Source organism: Opitutaceae bacterium, from assembly GCA_041395105.1.
GTDB lineage: Bacteria > Verrucomicrobiota > Verrucomicrobiia > Opitutales > Opitutaceae > B12-G4.
In genome coordinates, this window is record JAWLBB010000002.1 from 677711 (window position 1) to 698079 (window position 20369).

General features: G+C 61.5%; 19 protein-coding genes. 16 read left to right on the top strand and 3 right to left on the bottom strand.

Annotated elements, in window-relative coordinates; genetic code table 11:
* From R3F07_09655 to R3F07_09680, 6 genes are all read left to right on the top strand, one after another.
* Complete coding sequence (locus R3F07_09655; GenBank protein ID MEZ5276633.1) at positions 1 to 1845, top strand: carbamoyltransferase; 1845 nt, start codon at positions 1 to 3, stop codon at positions 1843 to 1845.
* 180 nt (positions 1846 to 2025) lie between these two features.
* Positions 2026 to 2463 (top strand): hypothetical protein, encoded by a 438-nt coding sequence (locus R3F07_09660; protein MEZ5276634.1) that lies wholly within the window; start codon positions 2026 to 2028, stop codon positions 2461 to 2463.
* A gap of 16 nt (positions 2464 to 2479) precedes the next feature.
* The gene (locus R3F07_09665; GenBank protein ID MEZ5276635.1) at positions 2480 to 2683 is read left to right on the top strand and encodes a DUF5989 family protein; all 204 of its coding nucleotides are present in this window, start codon (positions 2480 to 2482) and stop codon (positions 2681 to 2683) included.
* A gap of 5 nt (positions 2684 to 2688) precedes the next feature.
* Entirely contained in the window at positions 2689 to 3684 is a 996-nt protein-coding gene (locus R3F07_09670) for a hypothetical protein (protein ID MEZ5276636.1), read from the top strand.
* A 148-nt stretch (positions 3685 to 3832) separates the two neighbouring features.
* Positions 3833 to 4240, top strand: a complete 408-nt coding sequence (locus R3F07_09675) for an MOSC domain-containing protein (protein MEZ5276637.1) — start codon at positions 3833 to 3835, stop codon at positions 4238 to 4240.
* Between the two features lie 9 nt (positions 4241 to 4249).
* Entirely contained in the window at positions 4250 to 5956 is a 1707-nt protein-coding gene (locus R3F07_09680) for an NAD-binding protein (GenBank protein ID MEZ5276638.1), read from the top strand.
* A gap of 224 nt (positions 5957 to 6180) precedes the next feature.
* Here the strand turns inward: R3F07_09680 and R3F07_09685 are convergent, their stop codons facing one another.
* Both R3F07_09685 and R3F07_09690 read right to left on the bottom strand, forming a co-directional pair.
* Entirely contained in the window at positions 6181 to 7575 is a 1395-nt protein-coding gene (locus R3F07_09685) for an MBL fold metallo-hydrolase (GenBank protein ID MEZ5276639.1), read from the bottom strand.
* A complete protein-coding gene (locus R3F07_09690) occupies positions 7572 to 8318 on the bottom strand; it encodes a TIGR00730 family Rossman fold protein (protein MEZ5276640.1) in 747 nt (248 codons plus the stop codon). The genes R3F07_09685 and R3F07_09690 overlap by 4 nt, the downstream gene beginning before the upstream one ends.
* A 252-nt stretch (positions 8319 to 8570) precedes the next feature.
* Here R3F07_09690 and R3F07_09695 point away from each other — a divergent pair, with 252 nt between their 5' ends.
* The 10 genes from R3F07_09695 (at position 8571) to R3F07_09740 (ending at position 19328) form a co-directional block, all read left to right on the top strand.
* Complete coding sequence (locus tag R3F07_09695) at positions 8571 to 9080, top strand: hypothetical protein (protein ID MEZ5276641.1); 510 nt, start codon at positions 8571 to 8573, stop codon at positions 9078 to 9080.
* A 67-nt stretch (positions 9081 to 9147) separates the two neighbouring features.
* On the top strand, positions 9148 to 10671 hold the full coding sequence (locus R3F07_09700; GenBank protein MEZ5276642.1) for a sulfatase-like hydrolase/transferase: 1524 nt from the start codon (positions 9148 to 9150) through the stop codon (positions 10669 to 10671).
* A 97-nt stretch (positions 10672 to 10768) separates the two neighbouring features.
* Complete coding sequence (locus R3F07_09705; GenBank protein MEZ5276643.1) at positions 10769 to 12715, top strand: hypothetical protein; 1947 nt, start codon at positions 10769 to 10771, stop codon at positions 12713 to 12715.
* Positions 12712 to 13716, top strand: coding sequence for a hypothetical protein (locus R3F07_09710; GenBank protein MEZ5276644.1), 1005 nt, complete (start codon positions 12712 to 12714; stop codon positions 13714 to 13716). Before R3F07_09705 ends, R3F07_09710 begins: the two co-directional genes overlap by 4 nt.
* Entirely contained in the window at positions 13713 to 13946 is a 234-nt protein-coding gene (locus R3F07_09715) for a hypothetical protein (protein ID MEZ5276645.1), read from the top strand. The genes R3F07_09710 and R3F07_09715 overlap by 4 nt, the downstream gene beginning before the upstream one ends.
* A gap of 207 nt (positions 13947 to 14153) precedes the next feature.
* Positions 14154 to 16040 carry a GNAT family N-acetyltransferase gene (locus tag R3F07_09720; GenBank protein MEZ5276646.1) on the top strand — a complete coding sequence of 629 codons (1887 nt, stop codon included), beginning with the start codon at positions 14154 to 14156 and terminating at the stop codon, positions 16038 to 16040.
* A gap of 19 nt (positions 16041 to 16059) precedes the next feature.
* Positions 16060 to 17217, top strand: coding sequence for a hypothetical protein (locus R3F07_09725; GenBank protein MEZ5276647.1), 1158 nt, complete (start codon positions 16060 to 16062; stop codon positions 17215 to 17217).
* Between the two features lie 111 nt (positions 17218 to 17328).
* Positions 17329 to 17517 (top strand): hypothetical protein, encoded by a 189-nt coding sequence (locus R3F07_09730; protein MEZ5276648.1) that lies wholly within the window; start codon positions 17329 to 17331, stop codon positions 17515 to 17517.
* Between the two features lie 108 nt (positions 17518 to 17625).
* Positions 17626 to 18300: an HAD hydrolase-like protein gene (locus tag R3F07_09735; GenBank protein ID MEZ5276649.1), complete on the top strand. Its 675-nt coding sequence runs from the start codon at positions 17626 to 17628 to the stop codon at positions 18298 to 18300.
* Positions 18297 to 19328: a sialidase family protein gene (locus tag R3F07_09740; protein MEZ5276650.1), complete on the top strand. Its 1032-nt coding sequence runs from the start codon at positions 18297 to 18299 to the stop codon at positions 19326 to 19328. Before R3F07_09735 ends, R3F07_09740 begins: the two co-directional genes overlap by 4 nt.
* A gap of 160 nt (positions 19329 to 19488) precedes the next feature.
* Here the strand turns inward: R3F07_09740 and R3F07_09745 are convergent, their stop codons facing one another.
* Entirely contained in the window at positions 19489 to 20352 is an 864-nt protein-coding gene (locus R3F07_09745; GenBank protein MEZ5276651.1) for a hypothetical protein, read from the bottom strand.
* Positions 20353 to 20369 lie beyond the last annotated feature (17 nt).

The window sequence follows — 20369 nt, forward strand, 5'->3', positions numbered from 1 at the left end:
ATGCCCACCACCTCCCGCACCATTCTGGGCCTTTCCGGCTATTACCACGACAGTGCCGCCGCCCTCATCGCCGACGGCCGGATCGTGGCCGCCGCCCAGGAGGAAAGGTTCACCCGGAAAAAACATGACCCCGGTTTCCCCAGACACGCAGTCGCCTACTGCCTCCGTGAAGCCGGCCTGACCATCGGGGAAATCGACTACGTCGCCTTCTACGAAAAACCCCTCCGCAAGTTCGATCGATTGCTCGAGACCTACCTTGCCTTTGCCCCGGTCGGCTTCCGATCATTCCGGGCCGCCATGCCGGAATGGTTGAAGACCAAGCTGCACCTGCCGCGCGAGATCCGCAAAGCGCTCGGCGCTTCCGGAAAGCGCGGGCTCCTGTTCTGCGGTCATCATGAATCCCATGCGGCCAGCGCCTTCTTTCCCAGCCCCTTCGGCGAGGCGGCCATCCTCACCCTCGACGGCGTGGGCGAATGGGACACCGCCACCATTGGAATCGGCCGGGGCAACGATATTGAGCTCCTCCAGACCCTGCCCTTCCCCGCTTCGCCCGGATTGCTCTACAGTGCCTTCACCTACCAATGCGGTTTCCGGGTCAATTCCGGCGAATACAAACTGATGGGCCTCGCTCCGTATGGAGAACCTCGATACGAGAAGACGATCCGGGACCACCTGATCGACCTGCGTGAAGACGGATCCTTCGCCCTGGATCTTCAATACTTCAATTACTGCCAGGGACTGACCATGACCAACCGTCGCTTCGACCGGCTGTTCGACGGCCCGCCCCGGCAACCGGAATCTCCGATCACCCAGCGGGAAGCCGACCTGGCCGCCTCCGTCCAGGTCGTCATCGAGGACGTCGTCCTGCGCATGGCCCGGACCGCCCGTAACCTGACCGGCCAGAGGAATCTCTGCCTGGCCGGCGGGGTCGCCCTCAACTGCGTGGCCAATGGCAAGCTTCTCCGCTCGGGTCGCTTCGACGACATCTGGATCCAACCCGCCGCCGGTGACGCCGGCGGCGCCCTCGGCGCGGCGCTCCTCATTCACTTCCGCGTGCTCCGGAACGAACGGACGCAGCCAGCCGGCGACACCATGCGAGGGTCATTGCTCGGCCCATCTTTCAATGGAGCCGAGATCCAGTCCGCCATCGACAACCTGGGCGCACGGGGCACCCGAATGGATGAAAGCAAGGTGCTTGAACAGACCGTCGACGCCCTAGAGGCCGGCCAGGTCGTCGGATGGTTCCAGGGCCGCATGGAGTTCGGCCCCCGGGCTCTCGGGGCCCGCAGCATCCTCGGCGACCCTCGAAACCCGCAGATGCAAAGGAAGATGAATCTCCAGATCAAGTTCCGCGAATCCTTCCGTCCGTTCGCCCCGGCCGTCCTCGCCGACAAGGCCGCCGCCTGGTTCGACCTCGATCCGCCTTCGCCCTACATGCTTCTTGTCGCCGGCGTCTCCGCCCGGCACCGGGTCATTCATGCCGGAGCGCCTCCGGCCGAAGGCGGCTTTCTCGAACGCCTCGCCACCCGCCGATCAACCATTCCCGCCGTGACCCACGTTGATGGCTCCGCCCGCATCCAGACCGTCGACGGTCAGGCCAACCCGCGCTTTCAACAACTCCTGACTCGATTCGAAGCCCGGACCGGTTGTCCCATCCTGGTGAATACGAGCTTCAATGTCCGGGGCGAACCCCCTGTCTGCACGCCGGCCGACGCCATCCGCTGCTTTCTCGCCACCGGGATGGACCTGCTCGTGATCGGCGATCACATCCTCCGGAAGACCGATCAACCCGAAAACCTCGTGCAGGACCACGTCAGTCACAAGGAGGCCTTCGCCCTCGACTGAAATCATTACGCGCATGAATCACGAGACCCGGAAGCCTCCTGAAGGTGTAGCCACTGCAGTCTCTTGCTGTGTCATCCACGCCGATGCGCCCCAAGAGACTGGGCGACTACAGAAAACCCAGTCTGGAACAGGCTCGATCCTCGTCAGCTCGGCTTGATTAAGCCTCTCCTCGACTGACCCATGGACATCTTCGACAAACTCGATCGTCACCCGTCGCCACCGGAAATCCACCGTTTCGGCCTGCGCACCATCGCGTTCGCCCCTCTGGCTGCGCTGGCCTGGTTCGGCATCCTCCGCCTGAGCACCGGGAACTGGCTCTGGCACCTGCCGGCCGTCATCCTGACCTTCGGCCTGATCATTGGATTGGCCTGTGCGGCCTTCCCCAACCTTGCCCGTCCCCTCCATGTGGGTTGGCACGCTTTGATCGCCGCACTCGACTGGGTCATCGTCAGCCTGGCCCTGATTCTGGTCTTTTACCTCGTCTTCACCCCGACGGGACTCCTGCTGCGCCTTGCCGGCCGGCGCCCCCTGATCCATCGGGCGGACCCCGGCCGGAAAACCTACTGGCAGCCGGCGGAAAAAGTCGCAGACTTGCGCCGATACCACCGCCAGTTCTGATCGAATTCTCCAAGAAATGTCCCAACCGGAAAGACGTGAAAGTGACTTCGAGGCGGACGGACCGCCCCGGCGCCGCGGATTGCTGCGGGAACTCGCGGGCTTCCTCCGACACAATCGCAAATACTGGATGGCGCCGCTCATTCTTCTTCTGCTCCTCGTCGGCCTGCTCATCCTCGTCGCCGGAAGCAGCATCGCCCCGTTCATCTACCCGTTGTTCTGACCCCGATGCGCAAGCACCTGCCCTTCGCGTCTTTCCTTTTCGTTCTGATCGCCCTTTCGATCACCTTCATCGAGTTCATTTATCTGCCGCACGCCCGCCATCTGCCCCGCGAGTTCTATCTGATGGGATGGGTCGGCTATCCCGATACCCAAATCGATGACACCACGCTCAATTCGATCGGATTGACCGGTGATGTTCCCGAGCCAGTCAGACCCGTCGGAACCATCCGCGTGCTGACTCTCGGAGGATCCGCGATTTTCAACCGGCGTTTCACCGAACGGCTGAAGACATCCCTCCAGGAGCAATCAACCCGGACCTTCGAAGTCGTCGGAGCCGCCTACCGCGGACATACGACACGCAGCAGTGTCATCAAGGCGGCATTCCTGACGAAGAGATACCCGTTCGACTTCATCCTGATCTACCACGCGATCAACGACACCTGGGCCAACAATGTGGCCCCGGATGATTTCCGGAGCGATTACAGCCACCTCGATGCCTGGTACCGGCGAAACTGGATCCTCGAGAACAGCATCCTCGCCCGTGATCTCTACAACTCCCGGCTCTACCGCAAGCCGGCGCGCCGGGAAGGGGAAAGCGCGTTCCGGTCCGCCGAAACCTTCCGGGCCAATCTGGAGATCCTCGTCCGCACCGCTATCGAACACGGCAGCATTCCCCTGCTCGTCACCTTCGCGACCTGTGTTCCGACCGACTACACCCTCGACCGGTTTCTCGCCGGAGAGGTTTCCTACAACAATCCCGAACGACACGACCCCCGGGCTATTGAAGAATGGGGGCCGAAGGACACTGTCCTGGAGGGTGTCAGACGGCACAACGCAATCACACGGGAAGTCGCGGCCGATCTTGACGTTCCTCTGCTCGACGCGTCGGCTATATTCGGAAGCAATCCACTCGATTTCGGCGATGTCTGCCACTTCAGCGAGCCCGGAACCGACCGGTTTGCCGGACTGCTGGCCGGATTCCTCATCGAACAGACCGACTGAACCAACCGATTCCAACATCGCAGGGCGCGACAACCCGACGCTCCCCTCCCGCTCGACCTTTTCCCGTCGACTCCGTCCCGGACTCAGTTTTCCTCCTCTCATGGCTCAACTGAAAGGCATTGCAATTCGAACGGCCTCACGCGCCCCCATGGCTGAAACAGAATCGGCCCGGGTCACTCTTCAGGAAGGCGTCAGCAGCGATTTCCGCGGCCGACCCGGTCGTCGTCAGGTCACCGTCCTCAGCCAGGAAGCCTGGCAGGCCGCCTGCGCCGAGCTCGGCACCGGTCTCCCCTGGACGACCCGGCGGGCCAATCTCCTGGTGGAGGGACTCTCCTTCGGTGCCGATTCGGTGGGAACGATTCTTCAGATCGGAGACGCCCGACTCGAGATCACCGGCGAAACCGATCCCTGCGAACGGATGACCGAGGCCCATGCGGGCCTGCGGGAAGCCCTCACCCCCGATTGGAGGGGCGGTGTCTGTTGCCGGGTGCTCGAAGCAGGGCGGATCAGCGTGGGAGATCCTGTTTCGCTGCGCGATGGCGATCCCCGAGCCTGAGCCACCGGCATGAAATTCTTCGTCTCCCAGTTTTCCTACTTCCTCGCGGACAAGGATGCCCAGCGCAACCTCAGGGCCCTGCGGACCTACCTCTTCTTCATGCTGGGGGTCATCTTCGTTTTCTCCGTCCTGTTTCACTTCATCATGCACTACGCGGAGGGGCAGGAGCACTCGTGGTTGACCGGGCTCTACTGGACCCTGACCGTGATGAGCACCCTCGGTTTCGGCGATATCACCTTTCACAGTGATCTCGGTCGGTTGTTCAGCCTCCTTGTCCTGCTTTCCGGCATCATCCTGCTTCTCATCATGCTGCCGTTTGCCTTCATCCGCTACTTCTATGCCCCGTGGCTCGAGGCCCAACTCCACGCCCAGGCTCCACGAAAGGTACCCGCGGACTTCAGGGACCATGTCATCATCTGCCAGCGCGATTCGATCACGCCCGGGCTGACCCGAAGACTCACCTTCAACCGGATTCCCTTCGTCGTCCTCGAGCCCGACCCTACCGTAGCCGCCCGCCTGAACTCTCCCGACTTCCGGGTGGTTACCGGAGAGATCGACCACCGGGACACCTACGAGAACCTGCGGGTTGACTCCGCCCGCCTCGTCTTTGCCAATGCCGAGGACACGACCAACACCAACATCACGCTGACCGTCCGCAGCGTCAGCCAGCAGGCTCCCATCCTCGCCCTGGCCGAGGAGGAGGCCTCCATCGACATCTTTGAACTCAGCGGTGCCAATGAAACGCTGCCGCTGAAGAGGCGACTCGGTGAGCAGCTCGCCTCACGGCTCAGTGTCGGAATCGGCACCGCGCATGTCGTCGGCTCATTCAAGGATCTCAAGATCGTTGAGTTCCTTGTCCACCACACTCCGCTGGCCGGAAAGACCCTCAAAGAAACCCGCCTCCGGCAGGAAACCGGGATCAATGTGGTGGCGGTCTGGCAACAGGGCCAGCTGATGCCCGTCGGTCCTGATCTGAAGCTGGAGAACACCATGGTGCCGGTCGCTGTCGGGACCCACGACCAGGTCGAGCGCCTCAACCAATTGCTGGGATCGGCACCCAATCGACCTCAGAAACCCGTCATGGTGATCGGGATGGGCAAAGTGGGAATATCAACCGCCCACGCCCTCAAGAAACTCGGGATCCGCGTGCACCTGGTCGAAAAGGACGAACGTCTCCGTCGTCAACTTGAAGGTCAGTTCGATCATGTCGTCTTTGGGGACGCCGCCGATCTTCAGATCCTCGAGAAAGCCGGTATCCACGACGTCGGGGCGGTCGCCCTCACCACCAACAGCGATGCGGTCAACATCCACCTCACCGTCTACTGCCGGCGCCTGCAACCCGACCTGAACATCGTCACCCGGGTGACGAAGGAGCGCAACGTCGAGGCGATCTACCGCGCCGGGGCGGACTTCGTGCAGAGCTATGCCTCTCTCGGTCGGGAGTTCATCATGGCCCTGCTTCTCAATCGTGAACCGATCATGGTCGGGGAAGGCGCCGATTTCTTTTCAGTCGATGTCCCACCCCGTCTCGTCGGTTCGAGCCTGGCGGACAGTCAGATCGGCGCCCAGACCGGATTGATCGTCATCGCGATCGAAACGGATTCCCAGACCCTGACCAATCCCCACCCGGCCACCCGACTGGAAAAGGACGCCCGCCTCGTGATGCTCGGCACCAACGCCCAACGCAGCCGGTTCCTCGAGGCGTTTGAGAAATAGCAGGCAACCGGGCCGATCAATCCGGCCGCCGGAGCGGATGCGCAACCCGATGAAACAGTCCCGGGGACAACAGTTGATCGGGCGCCAAAACAAACCGTAGCATGGACGGGTTTGTTTTCCTGCTGAAAACAAAACGTAGGATGCTACGTTTTGTTTGGTTTGTCACGGACCCCAAAGGGGTCAACGTTCAGTTCTCAGTTTCCGGATTCAGGCGACTCCTTTCCCTAAATCGCGATCGAGTCGTTCAGCTTCGGCAGGACCGCATCGATCCCGTAACGCTCCTTGATCTTCGCGGCGAGAGCGTGCCTCGGGTCTTCTTCTCCGTGGGTCAGGACCAGTTTCGGATTTGATCCCGCCAGGGCCCCAAACCACTCGACCAGCTCGGTCTGTCCCGCATGCGCACTGAAACCGTTGAGGGTGTGAACGGAAGCTTTGACCGCGATGTCTTCACCGAAAATCCGAACCTTGCTCGAGCCGTCGACCAGCTGCCTTCCGAGGGTTCGTCGGGCCTGGTAACCCACGATGACGACGGAGGTTTCCGGTCGCCACAGATTCTGTTTCAGATGGTGAAGAATCCGGCCGGCCGTGCACATCCCCGACCCGGCCAGGATCAGGAGGGGGCCCTTCATCTTGTTGACGGCGCGTGATTCATCGGCGGATACCGTGAATTGCACATGCCGGTCAAAGAATTCCCGAAGAACGCCTTCATCGCGCAAGGCCATGGTTTCTTCATCGAAAAGCTCCGCGTGGTCTCGATAGATCCGCGTCGCCTCCGTCGCCATCGGGCTGTCCACAATCACCGGGAAGGGTTTGATCTCACCCGATTTGAAGAGGATGGCGAGGTAGTAAAGCAGCTGCTGAACCCGGCCGACCGCAAAGGCCGGCACCAGGATCTTCCCCCCACCGGCCACGGCCTGAACGATGATCGTCCGCGCCTCCTCCAGAGTGGCATCGAGCGCCTTGTGCTCCCGATCCCCGTAGGTCGACTCCAGAAAGACCAGGTCCGCCTGCCGGAACGGCTCCGCATCCTTGAGCAGCGCAGCACCCTTCGGTCCGATATCGCCGGAAAAGACAACGACCCTGGTCCCTTTGCGCTCCGCGACCCTCAGCCGGAGACTCACGGATCCCAGCATGTGCCCGGCTTCCTGACCGGTCACCAGGACACCGGGTGCCACCTGAGTTTCCTTGTCATAGGGCAAGGGCCGCATCAAGCGAAGCGTCGCCTCGGCATCCTCGGCCGTGTAGAGAGGATCAAGCGGCTCGAGACCCGCCCGTTTCCGCTTCCGGTTCGTCCGCTCGAGATCGCCGGACTGGATCCGGGCCGAATCCCGCAGGATGAGTCCGGCCATCTCGATCGTCGCTTCGGTCGCAAAGATGTGCCCCTTGAAGCCATGGCGGGCCAGGAGGGGCAGGCGACCGACATGATCGAGGTGCCCGTGAGTCAGGACCACCGCATCGAGCGGTCGATTGAGGATGCGCGCCGGAAGTCGGTTGAGCCGGTCATCTTCGCGCCCGCCCTGAAACATGCCGAAGTCGACAAGGACCGATGCTTGGTCGGAGCGGACCAGGTAAGCGGATCCGGTCACGTCGCCGGCCGCTCCATGGATGGATATCCTCATTTTATCCCGTTCTTTTCGCGGTGATTGGTCGGAAGAACGAACTCCTTGATGTGACGGACGGCGCGATCAGCCGAATCCGTCACGATGAAGAGATCGCGGTCCTCCGGACTGATCGTCCCGTTGCGAATGAGGGATTTGTCGATGAAATCCATCATGGGCGCCCAGAATCGCCGGCCCATCAGGACGACCGGAAAATGCTGGATCTTCCCTGTCTGCATCAGGGTGAGCGTCTCAAAGATCTCGTCCAGGGTGCCAAACCCTCCGGGCAGCACCACAAAGGCGACCGAGTATTTGACCAACATGACCTTGCGGACGAAGAAGTGATCGAACTCGATGAACTCGTCGAGATAGGGATTCGGACTCTGTTCATGCGGAAGCTTGATATTGCAGCCGACACTCGGTCCGCGTCCATCCCGCGCACCCCGATTGGCCGCTTCCATGATACCGGGTCCGCCTCCGGTCATCACGGTGAAACCCGTCTCAGCCAGGCGACGACCCACCTGTCGGGCCATCTTGTACTGGGGCGATGTCGGCCTAAACCGGGCCGATCCGAAGACGGTCACGCAAGGGGTGACGAAATTCAAGGTCTCGACGCCGTGGAGGTATTCGAGGAAGACACGGACCGCGCTGTCCAGGTCGGCCGCCCGATCGCGCTTGCCTGAAAGGAAACTCTTCTCGACATCACCAATTCGCGCCAGGAGAGCCGGAGTCGCGCTCGCGGCATTCACTTTTCGTTTCTTCATGGATGGAGGGGATATGGGGGACATCCGCCGGGGATGGCGGTTCCCGCGAGTGTCAACTGCGGAAGGTTGCGGAACGATCATGCGTCCGGCGATCGAAAAACCGGATCAGCCGGGGCGCCTGTCCGAAACCACTCTCCAGTCATCGTCAAGAGATCACCCGAGCTGAAGACGAGACACCTGATTCCCACAATCGATTGAGAGAAAGCAGAGATCGCACTTGCCAGATCCATCAAGTGAACATATGTTTACCATATGGCTGCATCCATCCCAGAGCCTGGCAGGTCAGTGGACGAACGGGCGGCGCCTTACCACTCGGGTCGCCAGGGCTCGATCCGGGCCATCCAGCGGGGCGCGGCGGAGCTCAGGCAGCGCCTTATGCATACCGGTAGACTGTCGCCGGAATCGGCCGCTCATCTGAGAGCCGGCGATGTCGACCTGGACCGTCTTCAGGTTCAGTTTCGGGACTTCGACGGCACCGTCATCGGCAGATTCTCGATCGATCCGTCAGTCGCGCACGCCCTCCGTCTCCATCTGGCCGCCATCCGGCTCAACTACGAGCGGGACCGCATTCAGGGCATGGCGGGGGTCTGGGTGCCCCCGGCCATCCGGGCGACGGAGCCTGACGCTGGAGAATCCTGGTCGTGGTTCTGGCTCTTCCCTGCCCGTCACGTCGTGCCCGACCCCGCGAGCGGTCGACCGTGGCGCCCGGCCGGCGCGGTTCCCGGTCCCCAGCCGGCTACCGTTCCCGGAATACGACTCTGACCCGTGGCGGTCCGGATCGCGATTTTGGTTCACCTTACCCGTCCCGTAATCAAGGTTATCGGGACACATGAAGTCCGACCAGACCGGCCGTCCCAACATCCTGTTCATCACCAGCGATCAGCAGCACTGGAATACCCTCGGGTGCCGCAACCCCGAGATCCAGACACCCCACCTCGACCGACTCGCCGCCCGCGGTACACTCTTCAAGCGGGCCTACTGCCCGAACCCGACCTGCACCCCCACCCGTTCGTCCATCATCACCGGCCAATATCCCAGTCAGCACGGGGCCTGGTCGCTCGGGACCAAACTGCCCGAAACCGCTGTCACCGTCGGCCGGATCCTGTCCGACGCCGGCTACGAAACCGCCCTGATCGGCAAGGCCCACTTTCAACCGCTCAGATCCACCGAGGACTACCCTTCGCTCGAGGCCTATCCCGTCCTCCAGGACCTCGATTTCTGGCGGGGATTCCACGGCCCGTTCTACGGTTTTGATCATGTTGAGCTGGCCCGCAATCACGCCGACGAAGCCCATGTCGGCCAACATTACGCCCTCTGGATGGAATCCAAAGGCTGCACAGACTGGAGGAAATACTATCAGCCTCCTACCGGAACCACCCCCGCACAACGCCACCACTGGAACATACCGGAGGAACTCCACTACAATACCTGGATCACCGAGCGGACGATCGAGCGGCTCAAGGGATACGCGGGCGGCGACCAACCGTTTCTGCTCTGGGCCAGTTACTTCGACCCGCATCCGCCCTATATCGCTCCCGAACCCTGGGACCGGATGTATGACCCCTCCAGGGTGACTGTCCCCCGGGTCACCCCGGGGGAACACGCGAAGAACCCACCGCACTTCCAGATGACCCAGGAGCCTTCGCCCGATTTCTCGGCCTGGGAGGAACCGGAAGGCAGGGCCATGCATGGATTCGGCTCCCACCTTCAGGATCGCGATTCCCTCGCTAAGGACATCGCCACCTACTACGGGATGATCAGCCTGATGGACAAAGGGGTCGGGCGGATACTCGAGGCACTCGAAGCCAACGGACAGGCCGACAACACTCTGATCGTCTTCACCTCAGACCATGGCCACTTCTTCGGCCACCACGGACTCAATGCCAAGGGCGCCTTTCATTATGAGGATCTCGTCCGGGTTCCCTTCCTTGTTTCCTGGCCCGGTCATGTGCCCGCAGGCCGTGAATCGGATGCCCTCCAGAGCCTCGTCGATCTGCCGACCTCCTTTCTCGCCCTGGCCGGAATTGAAAAACCCCGGACCATGGTGGGGCTCGACCAATCTCCGGTCTGGCTGGGACAGACCGAATCGGTCCGTGACCACGCCATCGTGGAAAACCGCCACCAGCCCACGACCATCCACGTCAAAACCTACATCGACGCCCGCCATAAACTCACCGTCTACTACAATCGGGATTACGGCGAACTCTTCGACCTGCAAAACGACCCCGGCGAGATCCACAACCTCTGGGACGAACCCGAATCCCGCGAACTCAAGGCCGAGCTGACCCGCAAGCTCCTTTTCGCCGAGATGGGGAAAGAACCTCTCTGGATGCCCCGGATCTGGCACGCTTGAACCCGGAGCGCGGACGTATTCGAAATCCGTCGGGTTGCCAAAGGCGTCCGGATCGGATGCCCTCCGTTGAGTTCCTTCAACTCCGACCCCGATCACCATGTTCTTATCCGTGACATCCCTCCGGTTTCTGACCTGCACGGCTCTTCTTGCCGCCGGCCCGGTCTACGCCTCCAGCCAGATCGACCTCTCCCAACCGCCCGAGCCCACTGCGCTCACCCTCAATTCGCGGGAACGCCAGCTGGCCCTCCATGAGCGACAGGCCCGCGTCATCGACGATTTCCTCGAGTTGACCGATGCCGGGGACCTGGACAAGGGCAGCCTTCACCAGATCGCCGCCTGTCTGGCTGCCGGGCAGAAGGTCGAATGGGCCCGCCAACGTCTCAAGCGGCTGAACGAGTCTCCCAGTGGCGCCATGTTCTGGATGTACCCGATGGTCCTGACCATGAAGGCGGGCGCGGCCAACCTGAATGAGGAGGACTGGGCCGGAATCCGCCAGGCCTGGAAGACCTACTTCCCCTACCGCGGCGATACCGAGAATCATTGGCTGATGTACTACTCGAGCCTGTTTCTCGCGGCGGAGACCTGGCCCGATCTTCCCGGCGAGGAATGGTACAACGGGAAATCATCGGCGGAAAACCGCGATGAGGCCAAGGAATACATCCTCAACTGGATGGACATCACCACCTCGTATGGGCAAGGCGAATACGATTCACCCAATTACATCGACACCTACGTGGCACCGATGGGCCTGCTTGCCGCCTATGCCCGCGACGCCGACCTGCGTCAGCGCGCCGCCATGATGCTCGACTATGTCATCCTGGATTACGCGGTCGAAGACCTCGACGGACTCTATGGCGGAGCCCACAGCCGGGTCTACCCGAAGCATGTCATGCAGCCGTCGCTCGCTCCAGCCAGCCAGATCGGCTGGCTGCTCTTCAACCAGGGTGAATACCAGCGAGGTGGCGGCATTCTGCTCATGGCGCTCATCGGCTATGAGCCGCCCGGCATCCTCTACCGGATCGCCCACGATCGTTCCGTTCCCTATGAGCACCGGGAACTCAAGCGCACCCGCTGGCGGATGCGTCACGCCGGTCCCGACGCCTTTACCGTCGGCCTGAACAAGACGGTCCCGGTCTACAAATACAGTTATGTGACGAGCGATTATCTGCTTGGATCGAGCCAGGGCGGCCTGCTCCAACCCATCCAGCAGCAGACCTGGAGTCTTCTCTGGTCCGAGAAGGAACACCTTGGAGTCTCCAATACGTTCTTCGCCCTCCATCCCTACCATTCACCGCTCGAAGGCACCATGTACTTCGGAGCCGACTGGGACACGGTGACCGATCTGATCGCCCGCTCCAAGGTCGACTACAACTCTCCGGACAAGCTCAAGGGCGGGTCACCCTACGAACAGGTCTTCCAGCACAAATCGGCGCTCATCGCCCTTTACGACATTCCGATCGGAACCGATTTCCCCTTCATCACCACCTTTTTCTCACGCGACCTGACCGAGGTTGATGAGGATGAATCCGGATGGATCTTCGCCCGTGGCGGACCTTGCTTCATCGCTTACCGTCCCTTTGCGTCCGGAGAATGGAAACCCGCCGCCTGGACCGGCCTGCTCGCCGGAGGTGCCGGTGCCTGGATCAGCTCCGGATTCGACGAATGGGGTGAAGGCCACCAATGCCTGGTCAGCGAAAGCCCGAAGAATGGGTATATTGTCCAGGTGGCTTCGGCCTCGAGCTTCGACAGCTTCGAGTCCTTCAAGGACGCAGTTCGCGACCTCCCGGTCTCCTTCTCCATCGAGGGCTCCCTTGCGGCGGACTTCATCTCTCTCGACGGCGACCGGATCGAAGCCCGTTATGGCATGGCGCCCGTCCTCAACGGCATTCCCGTCGACTTTTCCAGTTGGAAGCTCTTCGACGGGCCCTTCGCCCAGTCCGAACGGGAAAGCCGGAAAATCCTCATCCGTCACGGCCCGGAAACGCTCAAACTGGACTTCGTCACCGGAGCCGTGGAATCCACTGTCAGCCCTGCCACCCGATGAAAACACTCTGCTTCCTTGTCCTCACCGCCCTCACCCTTGTCACCCAGGCCGGGCGGACCGCCCCGAGTCCCCATCTCTTCGCAGCCGCCGCCATGACCAAGGCTCAGAAGAACTCGTCCATCCCGACCGACTCCGGTGTGTTTCTCCGGACCGACGATGGAGAATGGGTCGCCTTCGGCCCCAAGATTCAGGCAGTCAGCAGCGCGACAGTCGACCCTTCGAACCCGCAAATCATTTTCCTGGCCTGCGGCAACGGTATCATCCGGTCCCGCGATGGGGGCGTTTCCTGGCGTCTCGTGACCGGTTGGAAGGTCAGCGATGTCACCGCCATCGTCATCGATCCGATCGATGGCAATCGGGTCTACGCCTCGACCGGTTGGGGCCTCTGGAAATCCGACGACGGCGGCGACACCTGGAACCCGGCGGACAATGGCCTGACCGAGACCTTTTCGAAAACCCTCGTCCTCGATGCCATTCAACCTGAGAGGCTGCTCGCCGGAACGGCGGGCGGCCTCTATGTCTCGAACGATCGCGCCGAAACCTGGACCCGAATCACGGATGTGCCGCCCACCCACATCCTTCGGCTCCGCCGGGGAGTGGCCGATCCCAAGGTCTGGCTGGCAGTGACCGAAGGGCATGGCGCCTGGATCTCCCACGATGACGGAGCGACCTGGGCCTCCACCGCTTCGTCCCTCGCCGAGGCCAACCTCTATGGGGCCGCCGTCGATCCGACGGACTCTCTCCATCTCGCAGTAGCCGGTTGGGGCGTTGGCACCTGGGTTTCCACCGACGGAGGATCCACCTGGATCGACCGGACGGCTGGTTTGCCCACTCCAAACGTGTTCTCCCTGACATTTGATCCGACCAGGCCCAATCGCCTGTGGTCCTCCACCTTCGAGGAAGGCACCTTCTACTCTGATGACTTCGGAAAGACCTGGAACGACGGAGGTCTCGAGGGCGCGCTGGTCAACGACAGCGGGTTCATCAATCTCGACCCGTGAAGACAATCGAACGGGACCTTGGCCCGCAACCCATCGCCACGATCCTGGCGAAACGCCAATTGACCCATCATCAGGTCGTGGCGGCATCCACAGAGGCGATCACCCACAAGATGGTCGCTCGGGCCTGCAAGGGGCGACGCTTGAGCCGCCGGGTCCAACTGAAGGTCCTTGATGCCCTGAATGCGGCTTCGGGCCAGGCCTTCACGCTGGAGGACCTCTTCAATTATTGAGCCGTCCCTCTTTTCTAATACCTGCCGAATAGCCCGGATCCGACTCCAAAACCTCTCGATTTCGGCCGGATACGAGATCATGCTGACCGCCATGGTCAAAACCTGCCGCCATTGGGACCCGGATTCCCCCTTCTTCCGGAAGGAAGAACCGACCGTCGGCGAGGCATTGATTCTCGTGCCTCATTCAATCCAGGACGGATTCGAGAGATGAAGAAGCGGACAGCCACAAAGAAAACAAAGGCCGACAAGGACTGGCGCAAGCGGTATGCCACCAAGATAATGACCGCCGGCGAGGCGGTCACCCATATCAAGGCCGGACAACGGGTCTTCATCGGCACCGGCTGCGCCGCACCCCTCGATCTCGTCCGGGCCCTGACCGACTACGCCGGCGAGCTGGCCGACGTGGAGATCATCCACCTCCTCACGTTCGGTGAGGCACCCTACGCGCACACCCGCCTGAGCGAGTCGTTCCGGGTCAACAGCTTCTTCATTTCCGAGAACGTCCGCTCGGTCATCAACGAAGGACTCGGCGACTACACACCCATCTTCCTCTCCGACATCCCGCGGCTCTTCACCCAGGGAGAAATCCACCTCGACGCCGCCCTTATCCAGGTGACCCCGCCAGACGAAAACGGGATGTGCAGCCTCGGCGTTTCGGTGGACATCGTGAAAAGCGCCAGTGAGTCGGCCGAGCTGGTCATCGCCGCGGTCAACCCCCATATGCCGCGCACGCACGGGAACTCCAGCCTCTCCATTGACGACCTGGACATTCTCGTCGAGACCGACACACCGATCATCGAACGCCCTCCGGTCGAAGTGACTCCCGAGACCGAGCAGATCGCCGAGTACATCGCCCCCCTCATCGATGACGGCTCCACGCTCGAACTGGGCATCGGAAGGATCCCCCACGCCCTGATGGCCTTTCTCAAGGACAAGAAAGACCTCGGCATCCATACCGAGATGATCACCGACCGAATCGTCGATCTGATCAAATCGGGAGTCGTGACCGGCAAGTTCAAGACCCTGGACAAGGGCAAGGTTGTCGCCAGCTTCTGCCTCGGCTCAAGGAAACTCTACGATTTCGTGGACGACAATCCCGTCTTTTCTTTCCAGCCGACCGAGTACGTCAACGATCCCTTCATCATCAGTCAGCAGGACCGGATGGTCGCGATCAATGTTGCCCTCGAGGTGGATCTGACCGGGCAGGTATGCGCCGACTCGATAGGCCAGCGATTCTTCTCGGGTGTCGGCGGTCAGGTCGATTTCAACCGTGGAGCCGCCCGTTCCAAGGGCGGCAAGGCCGTCATCGCCCTGCCTTCCACCGCCCGGGGAGGCACGGTCTCACGGATCACAAGCAAGCTGACCTCCGGGGCCGGAGTGGTCACCACCCGGGCCGACGTCCACTACGTCGCCACGGAATACGGCATTGCCTATCTGCACGGGAAAAGCATTCAGGAACGTGCCGTCGCCCTGATCTGCATCGCCCACCCCGATTTCCGGGCCGGGCTGCTCCGGGAGGCCATCGAGGCCAAGTACCTGTCGGTCGAGCTTTCCGACAAGGGCGAGCGCTTCATCATCGGACCACGCAGCATGCGGACCGCCATGAACCTCGAAGACGGGACCCGCATCACCTTCCGACCCATTCATCCGACGGATGAGCCGAAGATGCGCCACCTCTTCTATGCGCTTTCCCAACAGACCGTCTATTACCGCTTCATGCGCTATATGAAACGGATGCCGCGCAAGCAGCTGGAGGATTTCATCTACGTGGACCACCGCAACGACGTCGCCATTGTCGGGACCATCCCCACCCCGGCGGGCGAAGAGATCATCGCGGTCGGTCGCTACTTCCTTGACCCCAAGACCAATCAGGCCGAGATCGCGTTCACCGTCCGGGATGACTGGCAGCGCAAGGGCATCGGCACCTTCCTCTTCAAGCACATGAGCCGGATTGCCAGGCGCTACGGAATCAAGGGTTTCACGGCCGAGGTCCTGAGCGAGAACAGCGCCATGCTCAATGTATTCAATAAGTCACGACTCAAGAAGCGCAGTCACTCGAGCGGCGGCGTGGTCAGCCTGGAGTTCGATTTCTAGGGCGCTGCCCTTTCCCGGAATGATCGGAGATCGACTGCCGCCCGAATGGAGGGTCCACCGGGATCCCGTCACCGGGAGGACGCTCAGGCAGTACACCTCGGCCCACGCCCACAGCTACCCCCTCTACTACTTCATTCCGAGCATCACCAAGGAAGGGGACCGCATCGTCTTCCACAGCGAACGCGGCGGCTCCGTTCAGCTCTACAGCCTGGACCTCGCCTCCGGCGCCATCCGTTGTCTGACCGATGGAAAAACCCCCGACTCCAATTGGAAGATCTGGTGCCCGCGCCCCACCAGCGGTATCTACGACCACCTCAGTGTTCTCAACGGGCCGCGCCGCGAGGTCTTCTACTTCCAGGATGACGAGATCAGGGCCACCCATCTCGACACCCTGAATAACCGGCGGGTTCACGCTCTAGGCGACCGGCTCTGCATCAGCCAGAATGCCACCTCCCCGAATGGCCGACTGCTGGCCTTCGTCCACACGGCCAGAAATGGATTCAACGAGGCTCTCCGGCGTCGGGACCAGGACTGGACCCATCATGATCCGTGGCGCAACACCGTTCCCACCACGATCGGAGTCGTTGATTGTGAGTCCGGAGCCTGCCGGGATGTGCTGGAGATCGATTTCCACGTGCACCACGTGATTTTCGTTGATGACGAGACCCTCCTGATCAACCACATCCGCGATTCCACCGGCATGTGGGTGGTCCGGCTCGATGGCACCCGGCGACGCACCCTTCGACCGGCCGACGCCAACGGCCGGGTGGTCCACCAGGTTGTCACCGCCCGGGGCATCTTCTATGAAGCGGTCTCCATCAGCGGCCGGGTACACCGATCAGTCTTCGGTCGGTATGATATCCCGACCGACACTTTCGCGGAAACCGAACTGCCGTTTTCCGGTTATGTTCACGTCGGGTTCGACCCGCTTGGCGAGGTCGCTTTCTTCGAGCACCATGGCGATGCCCATCAGCTCGTTCGCGTGCACCACTTCGGAGATCCCGTCCGCCAGTCGCTGGAAGTCCTCCGGACAATGCCGGCCTATCCCAAAGACCAGCCCGGCCAATACTGCCACGCCCATCCGTTCATGTCGACCGAACGGGACCGGATCTACTTCACCGAATTGATCGACGGGATTTCCCAGATTTGCTCAATCAGCCTCGACCCGGACACCTGAAACCTGTCAATCTGCAGGATGGCCCCCGCTCCAGCGCGAGCCGTCTTGCCGCCAACGGAAGAAAGAACCCCAAAACAACGACGAAAAACCAACCTGGAAAGGAATGACCTGATGTCGGAAAAAACCAGAATCCGGGAGCAGGATACACCGGATCCGATCTGCCCGCATTGCGAGAAGGAGATCAGAAGCCTCTACGCCAGGAAAGTGGAGGCGACGCTGGGCGTTCGCTTCGTCTATTATTGCGAACATTGCCGCAAGGTTCTCGGTGTCAGCCACCGGAAGGGGTTCTGGATGGGTTGAGATTGCGGAACGACAATTCAGGAGCGGCGCACTGGCCAGGGTCAAAGGAAGCCGTTCGGTGGATCGGTCCCGCCTCTTCAGTCTTCATTGCGGATTCCTCATTTCTCCATGCTCATCATCTTCGATATCGACGGCACTCTGTGTGACACCATGGAGTCCGACACCCGCTTCTTTCTTGAGTCACTGCGCACCATCGCGGACATCGAATTGGGCGACGTCGACTGGAACGATTTCCCTGATACCACGGACTCCGCCATCATCAGCCACCTGCTCCAAGGCCGCCCGCATGACGAAATCACGGCAATCGAGCGGGCCATTCGGGACCATTTTGTCGAAAGCCTCCGGGCCGAAGCAGACGCCCGCCCCGATGTCATCCGCCCTCTTCCCGGAGCGGTCGAGTTTTTCTCCATGATCCTCACTCGGCCGGGTTGGGATCTGGCCATCGCGACCGGAGGCTGGTCGGAAAGTGCCCGCCTCAAGCTCCGTTTGGCCGGCTTTCCGGAGAATGGATTCGCCTTTGCCTCATCGGCCGACCGCGACAAACGAGCAGAGATCATCGCCCTAGCAGCCGAACGGGCCCGCCGGTCCCTGACCGAAGCGGTCTATCTCGGTGACGCCCTTTGGGACTACCGGGCGACCTGCAAGCTGGGCATCCCGTTTGTCGGCATCGGAGCGGGGTGGGCAGGACTCCGCCAAGCCGGCGCGGCTGCCGCGTTTCCGGATTTTGCAGAGCCGCACGCCATCCTGGATTTTCTGCAAAACCTGAAACCCAACCAGCCATGATCGAGAAATTCACCATCAGCCGCGACGACTCCATTTATGAAGCGTTTCCCGATATCGTCCTGACATCGTCCGGAAGACTGATCTGTATATTCGCGGAGTGTACCCACCACCGGGACCGGTCCTATACCCGATTGGTTCTGACCGACTCCGTGGATCGCGGCCGGACCTGGTCACCAAAACGACCGCTGACCGGGGCAACCCACGGCATGCCCTACTGGAACTGCGCACGGATCATTCAATTGAGGGACGGTCGAATCGCCGCGCTGGCCGACCGGATCAATGATGCCAACGAATCGCGAGGTGAGAATTTCCTCTTCTTCAGCAGCGATGACGGCGCCACCTGGTCCGAGCCGGTCCGGACTCCCGCCGAGGGAATCGTTCCGGACAGACTGGTCGAACTGCAGTCCGGACGCTGGTTGCTCAGCTGCCACGACCGCTATGATGGCGGCGCGTTCCTCGAACAACGCCTCTGGTATTCCGACGACCTTGGGACCACCTGGAACGGACCCGTCATTGTCGGCCGGAAGGACGGTCTGAACCTCTGCGAGGTCTCGATTCTCGAAGTCGGTGCAACCCTCGTCGCCTTCCACCGGGAGAACTCGGGCCAGGGCTGGGACTGCTACAAGACCCTTTCGACCGATCGGGGAGAGTCGTGGGGAGAACCCATACGCTTTCCACTTCCCGCCTGTCATCGCCCGGTGGCCGGTTTTCTTCGGGATGGCCGCATCCTGATCACCCATCGGTTCATGCAGGGAGGCCAGGGTTGGATCGGCTGGTGGACCCAGAACCTCTTCGCCGCCGTCACCGACCGCGAATCCGCCCTCGCAGCGACGCGGGAACAATCGCACACCCGGATCATGCCGCTCGATTTTGACCGGTCACCCGAGAGCGATACCGGCTACAGCGGTTGGGTTCAGTTCGAAGACGGAGAGATCTACGTGGTCAATTACATCCTCGACGACGCCCCCACCGGACAAATCCGGGGCTACGCGTTTCGCCCCGAGGACCTCCTTCTGGAAAAGTCTTGAGGACGGTTCGGGAACGAACCCGCCTCATCGACGGTGCAACTGCGCTCGATCGGATTCCCGCCTGATTCGATGCCCGGCGCGATGCGGTTCAGCGGGCCTGTACCGGGATCCAGAACAGGACCGGGGAAGGCAGCCATCCAACGGGCAGTTCAAACTCCGGCTAACCGAGTCCGAGAATCCATTCTCTCTCATTCGGCGCGAGCGGACCCTGACGAATCGATTCGAGATTCGGACGCACGTGGCGCCGGGCGCGGATGGCGTTCACCACATGGTCCACGCCCGGGGAAAAGGCGGAAAAACGCAGCATATGATCGGCCACCTGCGCGACCGCTGCCGAGAGACCGATCTGGCGAATCCCCGCGACCCGAACTGCCCTCCTCTCCAGTTCCCATCCTCTGACAAAAGGCGATGTGCCCAAGGTGGTCCATCCCTGGGCCTTGGCCACCTTGAGGATCTCCGCATTTTCCCGATAGGTCATCACATTCCAGGGCGTCACCACAAATCTCCAGAGGTTCTCCACCTCAAGAAACCGATCCCACTGGAGGAGCGCCTCCCGACCCTGCTTCGAATCCGCGTCCAGATTCGCCCAGAAACCCAGATGAGTGATCCTGCCCTCTTCCCTCAATCGACGCACAACCTCGATCTGGGCCCGGTCGGCGACCGCATCGCCAACCGCATGGACCACCACAAAAGGGGCCTCGGTCAAACCCAACTCGACCAGAGCCTGTTCAAAGCGTTCGTCAGTCCACGGATCCGGACCCGGCAAGTTTCCATCCATCTCCGGATGGTCGAAGAAATTCCAGATGACCGGGCGGATACCCGGGTCATCGATCGCCATCAGAACCGTCCGCAAGCCCCGGCGCTCAACTGCATAGGTTGTATCGACCACCCGGACGCCCCCTTCCAGGCAGGCCGAAACCACGGCGATCTGTTCATCGGGAGACGCCGCGGGATCGTTTCCCAACTCCTCCAGGAAGGTGTGGCCGCCGAGAATCAGCTTTTGCGCTCCGAATGGGGATAGCATGATCCGAAACCGTCCTC

Excerpts from the sequence above, each read along its gene's own strand:
- R3F07_09720 (MEZ5276646.1), top strand. The coding sequence starts at position 14,154 with ATGAAGAAGCGGACAGCCACAAAGAAAACAAAGGCCGACAAGGACTGG.
- R3F07_09685 (MEZ5276639.1), bottom strand. The coding sequence starts at position 7,575 with ATGAGGATATCCATCCATGGAGCGGCCGGCGACGTGACCGGATCCGCT.
- R3F07_09675 (MEZ5276637.1), top strand. The coding sequence starts at position 3,833 with ATGGCTGAAACAGAATCGGCCCGGGTCACTCTTCAGGAAGGCGTCAGC.
- R3F07_09710 (MEZ5276644.1), top strand. The coding sequence starts at position 12,712 with ATGAAAACACTCTGCTTCCTTGTCCTCACCGCCCTCACCCTTGTCACC.
- R3F07_09665 (MEZ5276635.1), top strand. The coding sequence starts at position 2,480 with ATGTCCCAACCGGAAAGACGTGAAAGTGACTTCGAGGCGGACGGACCG.
- R3F07_09745 (MEZ5276651.1), bottom strand. The coding sequence starts at position 20,352 with ATGCTATCCCCATTCGGAGCGCAAAAGCTGATTCTCGGCGGCCACACC.
- R3F07_09655 (MEZ5276633.1), top strand. The coding sequence starts at position 1 with ATGCCCACCACCTCCCGCACCATTCTGGGCCTTTCCGGCTATTACCAC.
- R3F07_09730 (MEZ5276648.1), top strand. The coding sequence starts at position 17,329 with ATGTCGGAAAAAACCAGAATCCGGGAGCAGGATACACCGGATCCGATC.
- R3F07_09670 (MEZ5276636.1), top strand. The coding sequence starts at position 2,689 with ATGCGCAAGCACCTGCCCTTCGCGTCTTTCCTTTTCGTTCTGATCGCC.
- R3F07_09740 (MEZ5276650.1), top strand. The coding sequence starts at position 18,297 with ATGATCGAGAAATTCACCATCAGCCGCGACGACTCCATTTATGAAGCG.
- R3F07_09680 (MEZ5276638.1), top strand. The coding sequence starts at position 4,250 with ATGAAATTCTTCGTCTCCCAGTTTTCCTACTTCCTCGCGGACAAGGAT.
- R3F07_09735 (MEZ5276649.1), top strand. The coding sequence starts at position 17,626 with ATGCTCATCATCTTCGATATCGACGGCACTCTGTGTGACACCATGGAG.
- R3F07_09660 (MEZ5276634.1), top strand. The coding sequence starts at position 2,026 with ATGGACATCTTCGACAAACTCGATCGTCACCCGTCGCCACCGGAAATC.
- R3F07_09705 (MEZ5276643.1), top strand. The coding sequence starts at position 10,769 with ATGTTCTTATCCGTGACATCCCTCCGGTTTCTGACCTGCACGGCTCTT.
- R3F07_09700 (MEZ5276642.1), top strand. The coding sequence starts at position 9,148 with ATGAAGTCCGACCAGACCGGCCGTCCCAACATCCTGTTCATCACCAGC.
- R3F07_09725 (MEZ5276647.1), top strand. The coding sequence starts at position 16,060 with ATGATCGGAGATCGACTGCCGCCCGAATGGAGGGTCCACCGGGATCCC.
- R3F07_09690 (MEZ5276640.1), bottom strand. The coding sequence starts at position 8,318 with ATGAAGAAACGAAAAGTGAATGCCGCGAGCGCGACTCCGGCTCTCCTG.
- R3F07_09695 (MEZ5276641.1), top strand. The coding sequence starts at position 8,571 with ATGGCTGCATCCATCCCAGAGCCTGGCAGGTCAGTGGACGAACGGGCG.